Raw genomic sequence first — 16,598 nt, 5'->3', positions numbered from 1 at the left:
TACCGCAGCGCGTCCAGCACGTGGTCAGTCTTAGCCGGGGTCGGGACGGCGCATGCGGCGGCGCAACAGGGGGCCAAGGACATACGGCAGCAGCAGACCCACGGCGGCGAACAGCCACAGGCCGATCGCCAGGGGTGTACCCACGAGCGTTGCCCAACTCCCGTCGGACAGTTCCAGCGCATGGCGCAGATTCTGTTCCATGGCCGGCCCCAGGAGCAGCCCGAGAATAACGGGCACCAGCGGAATATCGAGTTTGCGAAACAGATAGCCGGCGACGCCGAAGGCGATCATGAAATACAGATCGAAGGCCGAGTTGCTGATCGAGTAGATACCCACGAACGCGACCATGGTCACGATCGGCAGCAGATAGGTCTGCGGTACCGACAGCAGCTTGACGAAGATGCCGACGAGCGGAATGTTGAGGATCAGCAGCAGGAAGTTGGCCACGAGCAGGGCCGCGATCACACCCCAGACCACGTCCGCGTTCTGAGTGAACATCAAGGGTCTGGGGGTGATGTTCAGCGAGATGAGCAGGGCCAGCAGTACCGCGGTCGTGCCACTGCCCGGCACGCCCAGCGTGAGCATCGGCACGAGGGCGCCGGAAGACGCACCGTTGTTGCCCGCTTCGGGCGCCGCGACGCCGCGCGGATCGCCCTCGCCGAAATCCCCTTTGGCGCCGACGATCTTCTTTTCCAGCGTGTAGCTGATGAAACTGCCCAGCGATGCGCCGGCGCCGGGCAGTACGCCGGCCACGAAACCCATCGCCCCGCCGCGCAGTGAGGTCGGCAGAATGGCGACGATCTCGCGCCAGGATATCTGCAGCTTGTTCACCGTCACCGCCTGCTTGAGGCCCTTGGCGTGATCCTCGATGAAGAACAGCAGCTCGGAGATCGCGAACAGGCCGACAATGGCGATGATGAAATCGATGCCTTCGTAGAGTTCGAGCACGCCGAAGGTGTAGCGCTGGGTGCCGGTGCTGTCGATGCCGACGGTGGCGATGATCAGGCCGATGGCCGCGGCCATGATCGTCTTGACCGGGTTCTTGCCGGTGATGCCGCCGAGCGTGGCAAAGGCGAGCGCGAACAGGGCGAAGTACTCGGCGGGGCCGAAGGTGAGGGCGAACTTCGCGAGCAGCGGAGCGAGCATGATCAGGCCGATCGTACCCAGCAGGCTGCCGACAAACGACGCCACCGCCGAGATGGCGAGCGCTTCGGCGGCCTTGCCCTTCTGGGCCATGGGATAGCCGTCGAGACAGGTCATCATCGCCGGTTCGTCACCCGGAATATTGAGCAGGATCGACGATATCCGACCGCCATACATGGCCCCGGCATAGACCGACGTCAGCATGATCAATGCGGTCTCGGGCGGCAGGCCCAGGGTAAAGGCCAGGGGAATGAGGATCGCCACGCCGTTCGCCGGCCCGAGACCGGGCAGGGCACCGATGAGCGTGCCCAGAAACGCACCGATCAGCGCGAACATGAGGTTGTAGGGCGCCAGGGCGACGCCAAAACCCGCGATGAGAAAGTTCAGTGTTTCCATCTAGAATTCCTCGAGCACGCCGAGTGGGCCGGTCGGCAGCGGTAGGTCCAGCGCAAGGGTAAACAGAAAGAACACGACCACGCCGGCGATCAATCCGGTCAGATAAGCACGCCACGCCGGTGCCCCCATACGCCAGCTCAGTGTACCCACCGCGAGCGCGGTGGCGATGATGAATCCCAGCGGCACCAGCAGCGCGGTGTAGGCGATGAGCACGATCACCGCGAGCACGAGTTCCATGCCGGTGCGCGCGGACGGCCAGGGATTGTCCGGGTCGGGTCGGGAAATAAGGTAGAGGCTACAGCCGGCGAGGACCACGGCGAGTATCAGCGGAAATGTGTCGGGACCCACCATCTCGCTGCCGCCGAACGGCTCGGGAAAGCGGGTCGCGGCCGCGCCATAGGCTACCGCCAGCACCAGCATGGCGATCCCGAACACGCGGTCGTTCAGCTTCATTTGATCAGCCCGATTTCGGTCGACAGATCGGCAATGTCCTTGACCTGCTGGTGCACGAAGGCGTCGAATTCGTCGCCGCTCATATGGAACGGCATCAGGCCATTACTCTTCATTACCTGCTTCCAGTCATCGCTGGCATAGAGCTTGTCGATCGCCTGGCGCCAGTATTGCTTGGCGTCGTCGGGAATATCCTTGGGTGTGTAGAAACCGCGCCAGTTCGGGGCGATGACGTCGAGGCCCTGTTCGCGCGCGGTCGGAATACTCGACAGATCGCCCGGCAGGCGCTCCTTGGAGAAGACAGCAAGCACCCGCAGATCGCCCGATTCGACGAAGCCCTTCGCTTCGATGATGTCGCCTGTAAAGGCATCTACATGTCCACCGATGACCTGGATCAGCGCTTCGCCGCCGTTGTTGTAATACAGATAGGGGATTTTGGGCAGTTTGCCGACGCCGGCCGCGCGGGCCGCCATCAGCACCTTGAGATGATCCCAGCCCCCCTTGGCGCTGCCGCCGGCGAACTTAACCGCTCGCGGATGGCCCTTGAGCGCGTTGAGCAACGACGGCAGATCCTTGTACTTGGAATCCTTCGCCACCCCGATGATGCCGTAATCCGCGCCCACGGTGCCGACCCAGTTCACCTGGTCGACGGTGAGATTGCGAAACTGTTTCTGGGCCAAACGGGTCGTGGTGGCCGTCGACGCGGCGACCAGCAGCTGGTCATCGGTGGAGCGCTTGCTGACGGTGTGCGCATAGGCCACGCCGCCGCCGGCGCCGGCCATGTTGGTGGTCTGTACGCCGCGTGGCACCAGCCCCAGCTTCTGCAATGCGTCGCCGACACTGCGGCAGGTGAAATCCCAACCGCCGCCCGGGTCCGCCGGGGCGAGGCAATCGACCTTGCCGGAAGGCTCGAAGGCGAGCGCCAGAGAACTGCTCAGCATCAATAGCGCGGCGGTGCCCGCGAAGAGTGCGCTTCGTATCGCCATGGTTCGGTCTCGAGGCATTGAGGACGACTCCGGATTCTGTTTTTTCGTTGCGCGCCGTGACACGAAGGGCAGAAGTGGGAAACGCGCCCACCGCATATGGATCAGATGGGCAAATTAGGCTCCTGACCGAGCCGGGTCAACGACTTGGCCGGTTACGCGACCAAAGTCTTAGTCGAGCATACGGTCACTGTGTCGCTCCCGACGGTGACAAATCCTGGGTCACTGCGTCAGAGGCCGAGTTCGCTCAGGCCCGGGTGATCGTCCGGCCGCGCCTCGCCCTCGGGCCAGTGAAAACGGCGCTCGGCCGCATCGATGGCCACATCGTTGATGCTGGCTTCGCGACGCATCATCAGGCCGTTGTCGTCGAAGGCCCATTGTTCGTTGCCGTGGGCGCGATACCACTGGCCCGAAGCGTCGTGCCACTCGTACTGGAACCGCACCGCAATATGGTTTTCGTGGAAAGCCCAGAGCTCCTTGATCAGCCGATATTCCTTTTCTTTTTCCCATTTGCGGGTCAGGAACTCGACGATCGCCTCACGGCCGCTGAAGAATTCGGCGCGGTTGCGCCAGACGCTGTCCGGCGTGTAGGCCAGTGCCACTTTTTCGGGGTCGCGGCTGTTCCAGGCGTTTTCGGCCAGTCGCACTTTCTGCGTGGCGGTTTCCAAATCGAAGGGTGGCAGCGGTGGTTTCCGGGTCACGGCGAATCTCCTCGTGTGGGTTCTGGCGAGTGTTCCATTTCTATGCGTCGCCGTTGCTCGCCGGCGTCCGCTGCTCGGCTTCGGCACGCCAGCGGGGAGCCGGGGTTTCACCCTGCGCCGGCGAAGGCCAGCCTTCGCGTTGATTGGCGCGGTCGCCGTCGTATGCTTCGGTCTGATCGTGAAACAGATGCACCTTGGTGTCGTACGGCATATCGATATGCGCGTCGTCCAGCGCCTGTTTCATCTCCCGGATGACCTGGGAATGCACCTTCACCACGTCGGCTCGACGGCTATTGGTCCACCAGCGCGCCCGGATCGTCACCCAGCTGGCGGCCAGATCCCAGGGCAGTGCTTCGGGGGCTGGATCAGCCTCCACGTCGGCAACGCGCAATATGGCCTGGCGGATGATCTCGCAGGCCTCGTCGACGTTGTCGCCGTAGCCCACGCCGATATCGTACTGGCTGCGGCGTTTCTCGTGGGCTGTCTTGACCAGAACCGCGTTGGTATAGATATCGCTGTTGGGAATGACGGCGACCTGACCGTCGTAGGTGCGGATGATGGTGGCGCGCGTCTCGATGCGTTCGACCGTGCCCTCGTAGCCGTTGACCTCGATCTGATCCCGAACCTCGAACGGCTGGCGCAGGAGAATCAGCAGCCCGGCCAGCCAGTTCTGCAGGATATCCTTGAAGGCAAAGCCGATGGCGATCGAACTCACGCCGAGGCCGGCAATGATATCGCCCGGATGCAGAGTCGGCACCACAACGGTGACCGCGAGCAGGAACCCGGTCAGCAGCACCGCCCATTTCACGAACCCGCCGAGCACATCGCCTAGATTATCGCGCTGACGCCGCGTGGCCGTGCCGATCACCATGCGCCGGGCAAGCAGGGCGAGCCCGAAGAAGACGATCATCAACACGATCGCGACCGCGATATTGGGCAACAGCCGGACGCCGCCATCGAGCCAGCTGTCGATGCGTTGCAGGGCCATGCCCAAATTCAAATCAACCTGCTGGGGAACGTCGGTTACCGGATCGGCCATTCAGATATCTCCTGCTATTGCCCTGTTTGGTTTATGCCGGCGTCGCATCGATCTCGGCCAATAGCGTCTCGGCGCCACGCACCTGATCGAACAGCCAGGGGTCGACGCGATCGACGCGTTTGAGCACCGACACATCGCCGGTAGATTCCATCACCACCACCAGGACCTGATCGCGGTGGGTGACGCCGGCCATGCGCAGCTTGGATTTGAGATCTCCCAGCGTCATCCGGGCCTCGTCAAGATTGGCGGACAGAACATCCGGGCCGACCATCACGACGAGCGGTTCATTATCCACCACGCGTTCCACCAGCGGCGACGCTCGGCGCGCCCGCGAAACGGCGTACTGAATTGTATACAGCACGGCCAGTGCGAAGACCCCGGTCGCCAAAGGCGGCGACTCGGCCATGAGCGTCGATGCAATAACCGACCCGAATGCGATGGTGATCGCGAAGTCGAAGCTCGACATTTTCGAGAAACTGCGCAATCCCGCGATACGGGTGAACAACATCAGCGCGATATAGATACCGAGCCCGGATATCAGCACCATGATCAGCGACGAGCCGCTTGCCGCAATCCAGTTCCAGTTCATTCAGTTACTCCGGCTATAGCTGTCGATACGCGCCGAGCCATGCCGTGCAGGCCGACGATTGATACCGTCACATTATCCTATCGGCGCAACTGGTAATCGCGCGTGTCGCGACGATCGCCGGAGAATCTCGGCGATCGGCGTCGGGGCAAGCGAGTCCTAGCGTGCGGCGCGCGCCAGCCAACGATCGAGGGCGTTGGCGAAGGTCTGGCGGTCGCGATCGCCGAGCGGCGGTGGCCCACCGGTGTGGATTCCGCTGCCACGCATGGTGTCCATGAAGTCACGCATGGTCAGGCGCCCCGCAATATCGTCGGGGGAGAACATCTCGCCGCGCGGGCTCAGCGCCTGCCCCCCTTTCTCGATTATTTCGGCCGCCAGCGGGATATCGGCGGTGATGACCAGGTCTCCCGGTGCCAGGCGTTTGACGATCTCGTTGTCGGCCACGTCAAAGCCCGCCGATACCTGAACCGCGCTGATATTGGGCACGCGTGGCACCTGCAGCGGCTGGTTGGCCACCAGCGTGAGCAACGCCCCCGTGCGTTTGGCCGCCTTGAACAGAATGACCTTGATGACGCCCGGGCAGGCGTCCGCGTCGACCCATATCTGCATCTCGTTTCCAACCGTTGCAGTCGCGCCAGGCGAATCATTCGCGGCGCGATGCGATTCTCGAATCGGGGGGCGCAGAATAACGCGATTGTGGCGCAAGGCGCGCATCGCCAAAACGACCTATACTTGTTTTGAAGCGCCGAGCTAAGGGGGCATGGCGCAATGACTGTCTGACAAGGCTTTCGGACCGCTTGCCTGGCGAGATGGAATGGGTGTCGGACAAAGGCTGCTTCATGACGCAATACAGCCGCCAGGATTTCGCGTCGGGTGAGGTTCCGCCACATCGACGCGCCGTGCTGATGACCCTGCTCGGGCTCACGGTCGGCTGCGGCATCGTGTTCGTGCTGCTCAACTACGCGGCAGGGAACACGATCCTGTCTCTGGTCGAAGCCTCGATGGTGCTGTTTGCGGGCGTATTGATGTTTCTCGTGCCTCGCAGCGCGAACATCTGCCGCTGGATTCTGCTCTTTCTGCTGATGTTGTTCGGCTGCCTGTTATATGCCTTCACCACGCCGCTGACGTCGCCCGTAATCTTCGTATGGGCGCTGCTGATTCCCATTCTGTCGCATCTGTTGCTGGGGCGATGGACAGGGCTGTGGGTGACGGTGTTCTTTCTGCTTGCGTCGGCGGCAATCTTCGTCTGGAAGTATTGGGCGACCCCGGAACTGCTCAACATGCTCGCGGTCGCCGACATGGTGTTCTGCGCGCTCTGTGTGTCCGGGTTTTCCCATGTCTACGAGATCAGTCGTGAGCGTACCGAAAACCGGTTGCGCGGCATGGCGTTCTTCGACCCGCTGACAGGCCTTGCCAACAGAATTCGCTTTCGTGATGTGTTCGATCACGAGTGTCATCGCTTTCTTCGGGATGCGACGCCGATGTGCATCCTCGTCATCGATCTCGACTATTTCAAGAGGATCAACGACAGCCACGGCCACGACGCCGGGGACATGGCCCTGCGATTCGTGGCCGACGTTTTCCGGCGCCGCCTGCGCGCGACCGATGTGGCCTGCCGGATCGGTGGCGAAGAATTCGGTATCGTGCTTGGAAACACCCAGGGTGAGCAGGCCTTCGAGGTCGCCGACGACCTGCGCGAAACCCTGGCTACCTGCCATTTTCGCTACGAAGGGTTCGCGATCCCGCTATCGATGACTATCGGCATGGCCGAAATCGGCGTCGACGGCCACGATTTCAAGACGCTTTTCGCGACTGCCGATCAGCGACTCTACGAAGGCAAGAACAACGGTCGAAACCGGGTGATCACCACGGTGCCCGATGACGGGGCCTCGTCGCAAGCTGCGATGCCGGCAGCCTGATCGGCGCGGAAGCTGGACCGATGACATGGCTCGACGTGCTGGTGATCGTGCTGTATCTGGCCGGATTCCTGTGGCTCGGCTATCGCCTGAAAAGCCACGATGACGGCCAGCAGTTCTTTCTCGGCGACAAGTCGTTCGGCTGGTTTCCGCTGGCCCTGTCGGCTGCCGCAACCCAGCTATCGTCTGCCAGCTTCATTTCTGCCCCGGCGTTCGTCGGGCTCAAGCAGGGCGGGGGGCTAATCTGGCTGACCTACGAGTTCGCCGTACCGCTGGCGATGATCTTTCTGATCGTCTGTTTTTTTCCAACCCTTTATGCCGCTGGCGTGGTGAGCATCTACGCGTTTCTGGAGCGCCGCTTCGGGGGCACAACCCGCGTGCTGCTGAGTCTGGTCTTTCAGTTCTCGCGCGCGTTCGCGACCAGCGTGATGATCTATGCCGTCGCTCTGATTCTGACCTATGCCCTCGGTCTGCCGCTGTGGCTGACCATCGTCGTAATCGGGTTGGTAACGCTCATATACTGCTATCAGGGCGGTATGAAAGCGGTGGTCTACGGCGACGCCATCCAGATGGGGCTGCTGCTGGTCGGCCTGGTGGTGTGCCTTGTTGTGGGCCTGCAGCGGCTTGGTGGCTGGCAGGCTTTTCTGCAGCAGGTGGATCCGGCGCGACTTTCCGCGGTCAATTTTCACGAATACGGGCTCGGCGGGGGTAACGGTTTCGGGTTCTGGCCGATGGTCGTGGGCGGCCTGTTCCTGTATGCGTCTTACTACGGCGCCGATCAGAGTCAGGCTCAGCGACTTCTGTCCGCACGCGACATGGGCACGGCACGAAAGACATTACTCGCCAACGGTCTGCTGCGCTTTCCGGTCACGCTGTGCTATTGCGTGATGGGGCTGGTGCTGGGCACGCTCGCCACGGCCCATCCCGCCTTTGGTCGCATGATCCCGGCCGACAATCCCGATCTGCTGGTGCCGATATTCATTCGCGACTATCTGCCGGCCGGGCTGACCGGGCTGTTGATCGTGGCGATCTTCTCGGCAGCCATGTCGTCGGTCAGCTCCGCCATCAACTCGCTGTCAGCTGCATCGGTAGAGGATCTGTTCGCGCGCGGCCGCGAGCTCTCGGATGTCCGGTACATGCGCCTGTCCAAACGGGCGTCCCTGTTCTGGGGCGGACTGTGCATCGTGCTGGCATTCTTCACCGGGCATATCGCGCCCACGATCATCGAAGCGATCAACAAGATCGGCTCGGTATTTTTCGGGCCGATCCTGGCCACCTTCATAGCCGCGATCATGATCCGCCGGATCAACGGCATCGGTGCCAACTACGGTCTGATCAGCGGGGTCAGCGTGAATATCCTGCTCTGGCTTGCCGTGCCACAACTGTTCTGGTTCTGGTGGAACGTGACGGGTGCACTGACAACGCTTGCCGTGGCTGGTGCTGTCAGTGCTGTCACGCGATCACGCAGTGTTCCGGTCGAGTTGCCATCGCCGTTGCTGGATCTGCACTGGCCGAGCATCACGGTCCTGCTGCTGTTCTTCATGGCGATCCTGGGATTCAGCCTGTGGCTACCAGTGCTGTTGGGCGCGTAGTCGTGGTTGTTGCACGGTATTCCCACGCCCTGATTTGGACGATGCACGAGATGGCGGATGCAGGCGCAGCGCTGGGCGCCGCTGGAGGGCAGCAAGGCAATCGGCCCGCGATTCCACAAACCGCGAGCCGATCCGTTGGCAGGGCCGGATAGATACGGTCAGAACAATCGTATCGGGCTGCGGAAGGTGAGTTGAATATCCGGGGCGTCCTCGGTGACGCCGATGGCCAGCGCGAAGTTGATGTTGGAGTTGTGCGCCACCCGCTGGTTAAACCCGATCATGAATCGGCCCACGTGGATTTCATCGAATTCGGAGGCGTTGTCCACACCCTCCTGCTTGGTTTCGAATACCACGGTATGGTCGTAGCCGAGGCTGAACGAGGTGTTGTTGTTGACGCCGAAACCCATGCCGAAATTGAAGCCCACGAAATCACCCGGATCGACCTTGCCGATCCTGTCGTTGATGTCGCGCTCCATGTTCCAGGTGTAGCTCACGTTGCCGAAGAATACCGCCGGGTCGCTCGGGTAGACGATGGTCAGGCTTGGCTCCACCGACCAGAAACCGGAACCGGTGGGTTGCTCCGTCAGGCGCTCGCCGACCACGAGATCATCCTGGCGCACCAGATCACGATCGACCTCGAACACATCCGTGCCGGTACGGCTTTTGGCGCGCAGATTGCCGATATAGTAGGCACCGCCGTTCCTGGGCATGTTGAACTGATAGTGCAGGGCGGCCTCGATGTCACCCAGGCCGTTGCCGTCCGAATCGATGATCACATCGTCGGAACTGGGCTCCAGTAATTGCCGTGAACGCACTTCATCCTTTCGATAGACATAGGGAATGCGGGTCTCGATCTCCAGCCGGTTGGTGATGCCATAGCGGAAGGTCGCCGCCGCGGTCACCGCGCTGCGGCGCACTTCACGCACGTCGACCAGGCCAACCGCAACCGCCGGTACGATGGTGAACCCCTCGATGGCGACCCGATTCGCCGACGAGTAACTCAGGTCGAGTGACGGTTCCAGGACCAGGGCGTGGCGGGGCGTGAGTACGCCCCGATCGTCGAAAAGCTGGCTGACATCGGTCGCCAGTTCATCCGGGTCCTCGGAGTCGTCATAGGAGGTCGGCTTGAAACCGCCGTCCGCTGCCTGGGTACTGCTGTCGACGTTCTGCCCGCTCGCCTGTGCGTCTACGCTTGGCGCGTTCATCAGCAAGGCGACCATTACGCCGGGAAGGGCCGCACCTATGGCCCGAATGTTGTAGTTCTTGTTAGCCATTTTGTGTTCCTCGATTTCCAGCCAATCACCAGAGCCGATCAAGGGTTATTGAATCTGCCTGGCGCCCTCGTTGATTCCATGCTTTTCGATCAATCGGTAGACCGTCAGCCGCGATACCCCCAGATTCCTCGCGGTTTCCGCGATGTTGTGCCCGGAGTGGTAGAGACAACGACTGAGCGCATCCTTTTCGGCCTCCCCGCGCGCTTGTTCCAGGGTTCTCGGCGCGCGCAGAGCAGAGCGCCGGTCGAGGCCGAGATCAATCGGCGTGAGCAACCGCCGGTCGGACATGACGACCGCGCGCTGCACCCGATTGACCAGCTCGCGGATATTGCCGGGCCAGTGATAGCTGTTGATCAGGTTGATAGCCTGCTGGGAGAAGCCGGTCACCCGGCTGCGATTCATGCGCGCGAAGTGCACCAGATAGGCATTGGCCAACGCGAGCACGTCGTCGCCCCGGTCGCGTAGAGCGGGTAACTGCGCTCGAAGCACATTCAGGCGATAGTAGAGATCCTGGCGGAACTCACCCTGTTCGACGGCATCTTCCAGATCCCGATGCGTGGCTGCGATTACGCGGGTATCCACCGCGATCGGCTGGTGCGCGCCGACTTTCTCGATCACGCCTTCCTGCAGGAACCTCAGCAGATTGACCTGGAGCCCAAGCGACAGATCGCCGATCTCGTCGAGGAATAGCGTACCGCCGCGCGCAGCTTCGATACGGCCGATCTTGTCTCGGTCGGCGCCAGTGAACGCCCCGCGAGTAGAGCCGAACAATTCTGACTGAATCAGATTTGCCGGCAGCGCCCCGCAGTTGACGGCGATGAAGGGACCGTCGCTCTGCGACGACTGACGGTGTATCGCCAATGCCGCCAGTTCCTTGCCTGTACCGCTCTCGCCGGTGATCGTCACCGGCGCGCCCGAGCGGGCGCATTTTTTCAGGTTGCGTACGACATCCCGCATCACCGGGCTGCGCGCGAGCATGGCGTGCGGCAGATTCTCCATATCCGCGTCTGCCGAACGTGGGGACGCGGCGATATCCATCGCGGCCATGCCGAATGCATGACCGACACTGTGTCCGAGGTGCTCGGCCGAAAGCGGCGTGGTCAGATAGTCACGAAAGTAATTGGCGATGAGATAGGGCAGACGCGGGTCGTCGAGGAGTTCTCGCTCCACCAGCGCGACCCATGCGCTGGGCGCGGTCTTGGCGAACAGATCCTCGAGCGCATCGACACTGCAGCACTGCGTAAAGCGATGGCCGAAGCTGGCCAAAGCCACGCTTGCCTGCCTCGCACGGACCAGTCGTTCGGCTTCGGCCGGGGATTTGGCATGGTGCAGTCGCCATCCCCGGTCCTCGAGCAGAAACGCGGCGCGCTGCACTGGGCCGCCACAGTCTAGGCAAACGATCTCGCGCTGCTCCATCTCGCCCCCCTCCCGTATGCGTGATCCAGCCGTGGCTGGCCGCACTTATTGAATACCACGATAACCGGGTCCCGAGCAAGATCGAAAGTTCCGTTTTATAGTCAAAACGTCGTATGAACAATACATACAAGATCAAAAAATAAACTGCAGTACGCTTTCAAGAAACGACGCGGCACACCAGACCGTTATATCAGGGATTGATAACAATAACTCGAGACTTGCCCGGTATCACATAGTTAACAATTCTCGACGTTTAGTGTTTTCCTGAATAATTAACATCTTGGCGCTCATGACTGATTCTTGGTTCAAGAAAGTGTTTCGCCAGGTATACATATTTCGCGTCGAAACGGTCGTAAATTCGCCTCCGGGCTGGGTAACGAGTGAGTCTGCGCGGCTAACTAACGGTCCCTGAAGGATTGGCATGCAACTTGTGAGTTGTCGCGCCAGGCACGACGAATGCCTGAATCCGGGAAGAGGAGAACTCTTCTTGTATTGGACACATAATGGGACCAAAAGCTCAGGAGACTTAAAATGAAAGCGAGCATGTACACAGCAATTGTTGGTCTGGCGATGGCGCTGAGCGCGCCGGCATGGGCCGACCGCAACGTCAGCGGTGACGGATCGGCAGCGTCGAGCGATTCGTTCAACGGCAATACCAATACATATACCCAGAACAACGACTCCAGCGATAATTCGAGCAGCGATAGCAGCGATAATTCGACGAGTGACAGCAGCGACAACTCCACGAGCGATAGCAGCGACAACTCGACAACCTCGACCGACAACAGCGACAACTCGAGCAACCCGAGCGACAGCAGCAACAACTCGACGAATACCACTGCCAGTAACAACGACAGCAGCGATAACTCGGATAACAGCGACAGCTCGGACAACAGCGACAACTCGTCGAGCGATAGCAGCAACAACTCGACCAACACCACTGCCAGTAACAACGACAGCAGTGACAACAGCGACAACTCCGACAATTCGGACAGCAGCGACAACTCGTCGAGTGATAGCAGCGATAACTCAACGACCACGACCGCCAGCAACAACGACAACAGTGACAACTCGGATAACTCGGACAATTCCGATAACAGCGACAACTCGGATAACTCCGACAACTCCGACAACAGCAACAGCTCGGTCAACAACAGCAACAACGACAGCAGCACCAACGACAGTGGCAACTTCGATGTGGACGCCGCGGTCAGCCTGAGCGAACTGTCTGCGACCACCAGCGGCACGCATGTGACCGCTGCCCCCAATACGTCGGACAACGATGTAACGACCGGTGCCAACCGGACCGGCGGCAGCGCGTTTGCCAATGCGGCAGGTATTACCCAGTACTCTCAGAACAGCGGCATCGGCAGCACCGTGCAACAGAGCGTGAGCATGCAGGCCGACGTCGCCCGCTGAACGCGGTCGAACGGCTTAGCAAGGGAACCGGGTCGGTACGGTCGCCGAGGCGACCGTACCGGTCCACTTGAGGCGCTTTCGCACAGTCAACGGTTGATCGGGGAGAAGCAGTCATGAAAATTTTCGGCCACCGATGCCTCGGCAGGTTGATCGTGTTTGCCGGTCTCACGGCGGTCGGTCTATTCACATCGATGAACATGGCCTGGGCCGACGCTTTCGCCACGCCGATCGGCGATCAGGAACTGAACGCACAGCGTGGGCGTGAAGGCACGAGCCTGGATCTCACCGCCGCTTCCAGCCATCTGGAAGGCACGCTCACGGGCAACGTTGCCAGCGGTACCACCAACGGCCAGAACGTCATCAAGGGTGCCGCATTTTCGGGGCTCAACGGCCATGCGACGGTGATCCAGAACAGCGGCAACAACAACATCATTCAGGATTCGACCATCTACAACTTTTCGATGAGGCCGTAGGCGATGCCTGCCCCGGTCTCTCAATATCTCACCCGCCGGCTGCGCAGCGCGAGTCGAGTCGGGGTGGTCTTCATCGCGATCACAGTCATGATGCTGTGCACGGCGACATCGGCACGGGCAGGGCAGCTCAACATGCTCGCCGGCGGCCTCAATCTCAACGTGCCGGTCCAGAGCTTCAAGGAGCGTCGCTTCAGCACCGTGATGAAGCAGCGCTACGACTACAGCTGCGGCTCAGCAGCCCTGGCTTCCTTGCTGACCTATCACTACGACGATCGGGTCACCGAGGTGGATGTATTCAAGTCCATGTTCAAGCATGGCGATCAGCCCAAGATCAAGCGCGAGGGCTTTTCACTTCTCGACATGAAGCAGTACCTGAACCGGCGCGGCTATTCGGCTGATGGCTATCGGGTGGCGCTCGACAAGCTGGTCGAGAACAGTACGCCGGCCATCGTGCTGCTCAACCACGACGGCTATCTGCATTTCGTCATGATCAAGGGCGTGACAAAGCGACAGGTGCTGGTGGGCGATCCGGCGGTCGGTATCCGTGTATTCCCGCGCCAGCAGTTCGAAAGCATGTGGAACGGCGTGGTCTTCGTCATTCGCAGCTACCGCGACATGGCAAAGCAGAGCTTCAACCGACGCACCGAGTGGAATCTGTGGGCGAATGCGCCGGTCGGCCAGCTGCCGGCATCCAGTCTGGCGAGCTTCACGATGTTGCGGCCCTTGCGCAACGATTTCTGATTGAGGAGAGGCCGTCATGTCGAGTTGTGTTTCCCACCCGCCGCTGCGGCAACGTCTGGCCGGCTGGTTGGCAGCGTCGTCACTGCTGTTCGTGAGCGCAGCATGGGCGGCGGAAGCGCCGGATACGGAAGAGTCGCAGCCATACCGCCTGAGCGATACCTGGAGCACCCCGTTTGCCGACGAACAAACGCGTCTCAGCGCGGAGGAACTCGAGAGCAACCGTGGCGGCTTCGTCACCCGCGAAGGCTTCGAGTTCTCGCTCGGCCTGACCAGCCTCCAGCGCATTAACGACGAACCCGTGGTTACCCGAAGCCTGCTTGCGGTCAAGGACGTCATCGGCAGCCTGAACAGCGGTACTACGACCTCTACGGCGACGCCGAAAACGTCCACGGTCGTCCAGCTCGGCCCGGGCAACGTCATCGAGCCATCGCTTCTGGTCGCCGGTAGCAGCCTGCCGCACACCATCATTCAGAACTCACTGGACCATCAGCACATTCAAAACGCCACGGTCTACGACTTCCAGCTCAATAACGTCGGCGCGCTCACACGTGCGCTCAATACCAGCGTCCGCAATACGCTGGTCGGCCAGCACCTGGTGGATTCGATCCACTGAAAGGCGACCTCGACAGCGCGTCTCGGCGGGCGCCCGCTGTTTCCGGCGCGGCCGACGGCGGCGGTCCGTCGACCGGTCCGGGCGACGATATGCCTGGGTGCTCGACGGCAATTTCGAAACCCGACGTCGGATGCTGGTGCCAGCGCTGGTCAAACGCTGGGCAGCGAAGCGTTTCGTGATTTAGCGTCGATCGAATAGCCTCAGCCGCCCACCGATCAGGGCTGTTGCCGTGCAGCTTGGGCGACCATCTGCCGCTCGACACGCATAGCTTTGACAGGCGATGTCCCCACGTCGGCCCCGATGAGGGCTCGGGTTACGATCCCGTCTGATAGACCGTCTACTTGCCCGGCTTCGGCGCCTGGGTGAGGCGAGGCGTAGTTGCGCTGCGACAAGGGCTGTACGGTCGATGCGTGACGACGAACCAGAGGCGCGAGCGCAGCGCCCATCAGAGGAGCATTGCATGGATTTTCGCGACACCACCATCGAAGAACTCGCCGGGGCCATTCGGAAAGGCGAGCGGTCGGCCGAGCAGGTCATGCAAAGCACACTGGCAAACATTGCACGGCAGAATCCCGCGCTCAATGCATTCATAGCGTTCGTCGACCCGGACCGGGCGCTCGAGCAGGCGCGGGCCATCGATGCACGTGTCGCGCGCGGGTACGATCCCGGGGCGCTGGCGGGAGTACCGGTCGGGGTAAAGGATCTCGAGGACGTCGAGGGTCTGCGCACGACCCGCGGTTCTTTGCTTTTTGCCGATGCCGTGCCGGCAGCCGATGACTCCATCGCTGTGCGCCGCCTGCGTGCCGCCGGCGCGGTGGTCGTGGGCAAGACCAACACCCCGGAATTCGGCTGCAAGGGCAGCACCGACAATCTGTTGTTCGGGGCAACACTCAACCCCCGGAATACAGACTATTCGCCCGGTGGCTCGTCGGGCGGCAGCGCCGCGGCGCTGGCGGCGGGGCTGGTGCCATTGGCCACGGGATCGGATGGCGGCGGTTCGATTCGTATTCCGGCGGCGGCCTGCGGGTTCTCCGGCTTCAAGTCGTCGCCGGGCGTTGTGCCCCAGGGCGGGCGTGATGCGCCCGGGCCGGGCATCCTCGGCGTGCGTGGACCGATGGCGCGCACGCTGCGCGATACCGTGATCGCCTTCGACGTAATGAAGGGCGACGATGCCACCGATATCTTTGCCATGCCGGACAACAGGACGCCGTGGCTGCCCGGCTATGATGCCCGGCGCCTGCCGGAACGCGTGATCTGGGCGCCGACGCTGGGCTTTGCAGAAATCGATGCCGGCGTACTCGCAGTGTGCGAGGCGGCCGTGGCACAGCTGCGCGCGGCCGGGGTGACGGTGGTTGAACGCGATGACGTACTCGACGAGCATCCCATGAGCCACTGGTGGACGATGTGGACGGCGAGCATGGCGCGAACGCTCGGCGACAAGGTGGGCACTGCCGACTGGGAACGCATCGATCCGCCGTTGCGCTCGATGGTCGAAACCGGCCTGAAGGTCACCGGCACCGACTATGCCCGCGCGCTCGACGCCTGCCACCGCTACAACTATCAGCTCGAACAGGCGTTTTCCGACGCGCCTTTCATTCTCTCGCCCACCTGCGCCGGCCGTACACCCCGATCGCAAGCGGACGGCGTAGTCAATGGCCGCAGCACGCCGGCCTGGGTGGAAATGACGTTCGGGATCAACATGAGCCGTAATCCGGCCGCGTCGGTGCATGCCGGGCTCAACGACGACGGCCTGCCGGTCGGCCTGCAGATCATAGGGCGCCAGCGCCGCGATCTCGATACGCTGTACGCTGCCGGCAGCATCGAACGGCAGCTGGGCGGCCCCGGGCGTTGCTGAG

The 16,598-nt window shown here is 61.7% G+C and carries 16 protein-coding genes; 7 read left to right on the top strand and 9 right to left on the bottom strand.

Annotated elements, in window-relative coordinates; translation table 11 throughout:
• Positions 1–30: 30 nt before the first annotated feature.
• From ACFOSU_RS11025 to ACFOSU_RS10995, 7 genes are all read right to left on the bottom strand, one after another.
• Positions 31–1,539, bottom strand: coding sequence for a tripartite tricarboxylate transporter permease (locus tag ACFOSU_RS11025; RefSeq protein WP_380689542.1), 1,509 nt, complete (start codon positions 1,537–1,539; stop codon positions 31–33).
• On the bottom strand, positions 1,540–1,992 hold the full coding sequence (locus ACFOSU_RS11020) for a tripartite tricarboxylate transporter TctB family protein (RefSeq protein ID WP_380689540.1): 453 nt from the start codon (positions 1,990–1,992) through the stop codon (positions 1,540–1,542).
• A complete protein-coding gene (locus tag ACFOSU_RS11015; protein ID WP_380689538.1) occupies positions 1,989–2,975 on the bottom strand; it encodes a Bug family tripartite tricarboxylate transporter substrate binding protein in 987 nt (328 codons plus the stop codon). The genes ACFOSU_RS11020 and ACFOSU_RS11015 overlap by 4 nt, the downstream gene beginning before the upstream one ends.
• Before the next feature lie 227 nt (positions 2,976–3,202).
• A complete protein-coding gene (locus ACFOSU_RS11010) occupies positions 3,203–3,673 on the bottom strand; it encodes a nuclear transport factor 2 family protein (protein ID WP_380689536.1) in 471 nt (156 codons plus the stop codon).
• Between the two features lie 40 nt (positions 3,674–3,713).
• The gene (locus tag ACFOSU_RS11005) at positions 3,714–4,712 is read right to left on the bottom strand and encodes a mechanosensitive ion channel family protein (protein ID WP_380689534.1); all 999 of its coding nucleotides are present in this window, start codon (positions 4,710–4,712) and stop codon (positions 3,714–3,716) included.
• A gap of 31 nt (positions 4,713–4,743) precedes the next feature.
• Complete coding sequence (locus ACFOSU_RS11000) at positions 4,744–5,301, bottom strand: DUF421 domain-containing protein (RefSeq protein WP_380689532.1); 558 nt, start codon at positions 5,299–5,301, stop codon at positions 4,744–4,746.
• A gap of 156 nt (positions 5,302–5,457) precedes the next feature.
• Positions 5,458–5,907: a YaiI/YqxD family protein gene (locus tag ACFOSU_RS10995; protein WP_380689530.1), complete on the bottom strand. Its 450-nt coding sequence runs from the start codon at positions 5,905–5,907 to the stop codon at positions 5,458–5,460.
• A 230-nt stretch (positions 5,908–6,137) separates the two neighbouring features.
• Between ACFOSU_RS10995 and ACFOSU_RS10990 the strand changes: the two genes are divergently transcribed.
• Together ACFOSU_RS10990 and ACFOSU_RS10985 are read left to right on the top strand one after the other, a co-directional pair.
• Positions 6,138–7,217 (top strand): GGDEF domain-containing protein, encoded by a 1,080-nt coding sequence (locus ACFOSU_RS10990; RefSeq protein WP_380689528.1) that lies wholly within the window; start codon positions 6,138–6,140, stop codon positions 7,215–7,217.
• Between the two features lie 20 nt (positions 7,218–7,237).
• Complete coding sequence (locus ACFOSU_RS10985; protein ID WP_380689526.1) at positions 7,238–8,806, top strand: sodium:solute symporter family transporter; 1,569 nt, start codon at positions 7,238–7,240, stop codon at positions 8,804–8,806.
• A 158-nt stretch (positions 8,807–8,964) separates the two neighbouring features.
• On the opposite strand, the gene ACFOSU_RS10980 is transcribed toward ACFOSU_RS10985, so the two are convergent.
• Together ACFOSU_RS10980 and ACFOSU_RS10975 are read right to left on the bottom strand one after the other, a co-directional pair.
• A complete protein-coding gene (locus tag ACFOSU_RS10980; RefSeq protein WP_380689524.1) occupies positions 8,965–10,080 on the bottom strand; it encodes a hypothetical protein in 1,116 nt (371 codons plus the stop codon).
• Between the two features lie 45 nt (positions 10,081–10,125).
• On the bottom strand, positions 10,126–11,496 hold the full coding sequence (locus ACFOSU_RS10975; RefSeq protein ID WP_380689522.1) for a sigma-54 dependent transcriptional regulator: 1,371 nt from the start codon (positions 11,494–11,496) through the stop codon (positions 10,126–10,128).
• Positions 11,497–12,039: 543 nt separating this feature from the next.
• On the opposite strand from ACFOSU_RS10975, the gene ACFOSU_RS10970 reads away from it, so the two are divergent.
• The 5 genes from ACFOSU_RS10970 (at position 12,040) to ACFOSU_RS10950 (ending at position 16,597) form a co-directional block, all read left to right on the top strand.
• Positions 12,040–12,915 carry a hypothetical protein gene (locus tag ACFOSU_RS10970; RefSeq protein WP_380689520.1) on the top strand — a complete coding sequence of 292 codons (876 nt, stop codon included), beginning with the start codon at positions 12,040–12,042 and terminating at the stop codon, positions 12,913–12,915.
• Between the two features lie 113 nt (positions 12,916–13,028).
• Positions 13,029–13,388 (top strand): hypothetical protein, encoded by a 360-nt coding sequence (locus ACFOSU_RS10965; protein ID WP_380689518.1) that lies wholly within the window; start codon positions 13,029–13,031, stop codon positions 13,386–13,388.
• A gap of 3 nt (positions 13,389–13,391) precedes the next feature.
• Positions 13,392–14,129 carry a C39 family peptidase gene (locus tag ACFOSU_RS10960; protein WP_380689516.1) on the top strand — a complete coding sequence of 246 codons (738 nt, stop codon included), beginning with the start codon at positions 13,392–13,394 and terminating at the stop codon, positions 14,127–14,129.
• 16 nt (positions 14,130–14,145) lie between these two features.
• Positions 14,146–14,742, top strand: a complete 597-nt coding sequence (locus ACFOSU_RS10955; protein WP_380689514.1) for a hypothetical protein — start codon at positions 14,146–14,148, stop codon at positions 14,740–14,742.
• 460 nt (positions 14,743–15,202) lie between these two features.
• Complete coding sequence (locus ACFOSU_RS10950; protein WP_380689512.1) at positions 15,203–16,597, top strand: amidase; 1,395 nt, start codon at positions 15,203–15,205, stop codon at positions 16,595–16,597.
• The last annotated feature ends 1 nt before the right edge of the window (position 16,598 follow it).

Origin of the sequence: Salinisphaera aquimarina, assembly GCF_042643355.1 — a bacterium.
GTDB lineage: Bacteria > Pseudomonadota > Gammaproteobacteria > Nevskiales > Salinisphaeraceae > Salinisphaera > Salinisphaera aquimarina.
This window is presented reverse-complemented; position numbering and strand designations above follow the sequence as displayed.

Bases quoted from the DNA above. Each gene is read 5' to 3' on its own strand.
- ACFOSU_RS10980 (WP_380689524.1), bottom strand. From the start codon at position 10,080: ATGGCTAACAAGAACTACAACATTCGGGCCATAGGTGCGGCCCTTCCC.
- ACFOSU_RS10990 (WP_380689528.1), top strand. From the start codon at position 6,138: ATGACGCAATACAGCCGCCAGGATTTCGCGTCGGGTGAGGTTCCGCCA.
- ACFOSU_RS11020 (WP_380689540.1), bottom strand. From the start codon at position 1,992: ATGAAGCTGAACGACCGCGTGTTCGGGATCGCCATGCTGGTGCTGGCG.
- ACFOSU_RS11025 (WP_380689542.1), bottom strand. From the start codon at position 1,539: ATGGAAACACTGAACTTTCTCATCGCGGGTTTTGGCGTCGCCCTGGCG.
- ACFOSU_RS11005 (WP_380689534.1), bottom strand. From the start codon at position 4,712: ATGGCCGATCCGGTAACCGACGTTCCCCAGCAGGTTGATTTGAATTTG.
- ACFOSU_RS10965 (WP_380689518.1), top strand. From the start codon at position 13,029: ATGAAAATTTTCGGCCACCGATGCCTCGGCAGGTTGATCGTGTTTGCC.
- ACFOSU_RS10950 (WP_380689512.1), top strand. From the start codon at position 15,203: ATGGATTTTCGCGACACCACCATCGAAGAACTCGCCGGGGCCATTCGG.
- ACFOSU_RS11015 (WP_380689538.1), bottom strand. From the start codon at position 2,975: ATGGCGATACGAAGCGCACTCTTCGCGGGCACCGCCGCGCTATTGATG.
- ACFOSU_RS10955 (WP_380689514.1), top strand. From the start codon at position 14,146: ATGTCGAGTTGTGTTTCCCACCCGCCGCTGCGGCAACGTCTGGCCGGC.
- ACFOSU_RS11000 (WP_380689532.1), bottom strand. From the start codon at position 5,301: ATGAACTGGAACTGGATTGCGGCAAGCGGCTCGTCGCTGATCATGGTG.
- ACFOSU_RS10970 (WP_380689520.1), top strand. From the start codon at position 12,040: ATGTACACAGCAATTGTTGGTCTGGCGATGGCGCTGAGCGCGCCGGCA.
- ACFOSU_RS10985 (WP_380689526.1), top strand. From the start codon at position 7,238: ATGACATGGCTCGACGTGCTGGTGATCGTGCTGTATCTGGCCGGATTC.
- ACFOSU_RS10960 (WP_380689516.1), top strand. From the start codon at position 13,392: ATGCCTGCCCCGGTCTCTCAATATCTCACCCGCCGGCTGCGCAGCGCG.
- ACFOSU_RS10975 (WP_380689522.1), bottom strand. From the start codon at position 11,496: ATGGAGCAGCGCGAGATCGTTTGCCTAGACTGTGGCGGCCCAGTGCAG.
- ACFOSU_RS10995 (WP_380689530.1), bottom strand. From the start codon at position 5,907: ATGCAGATATGGGTCGACGCGGACGCCTGCCCGGGCGTCATCAAGGTC.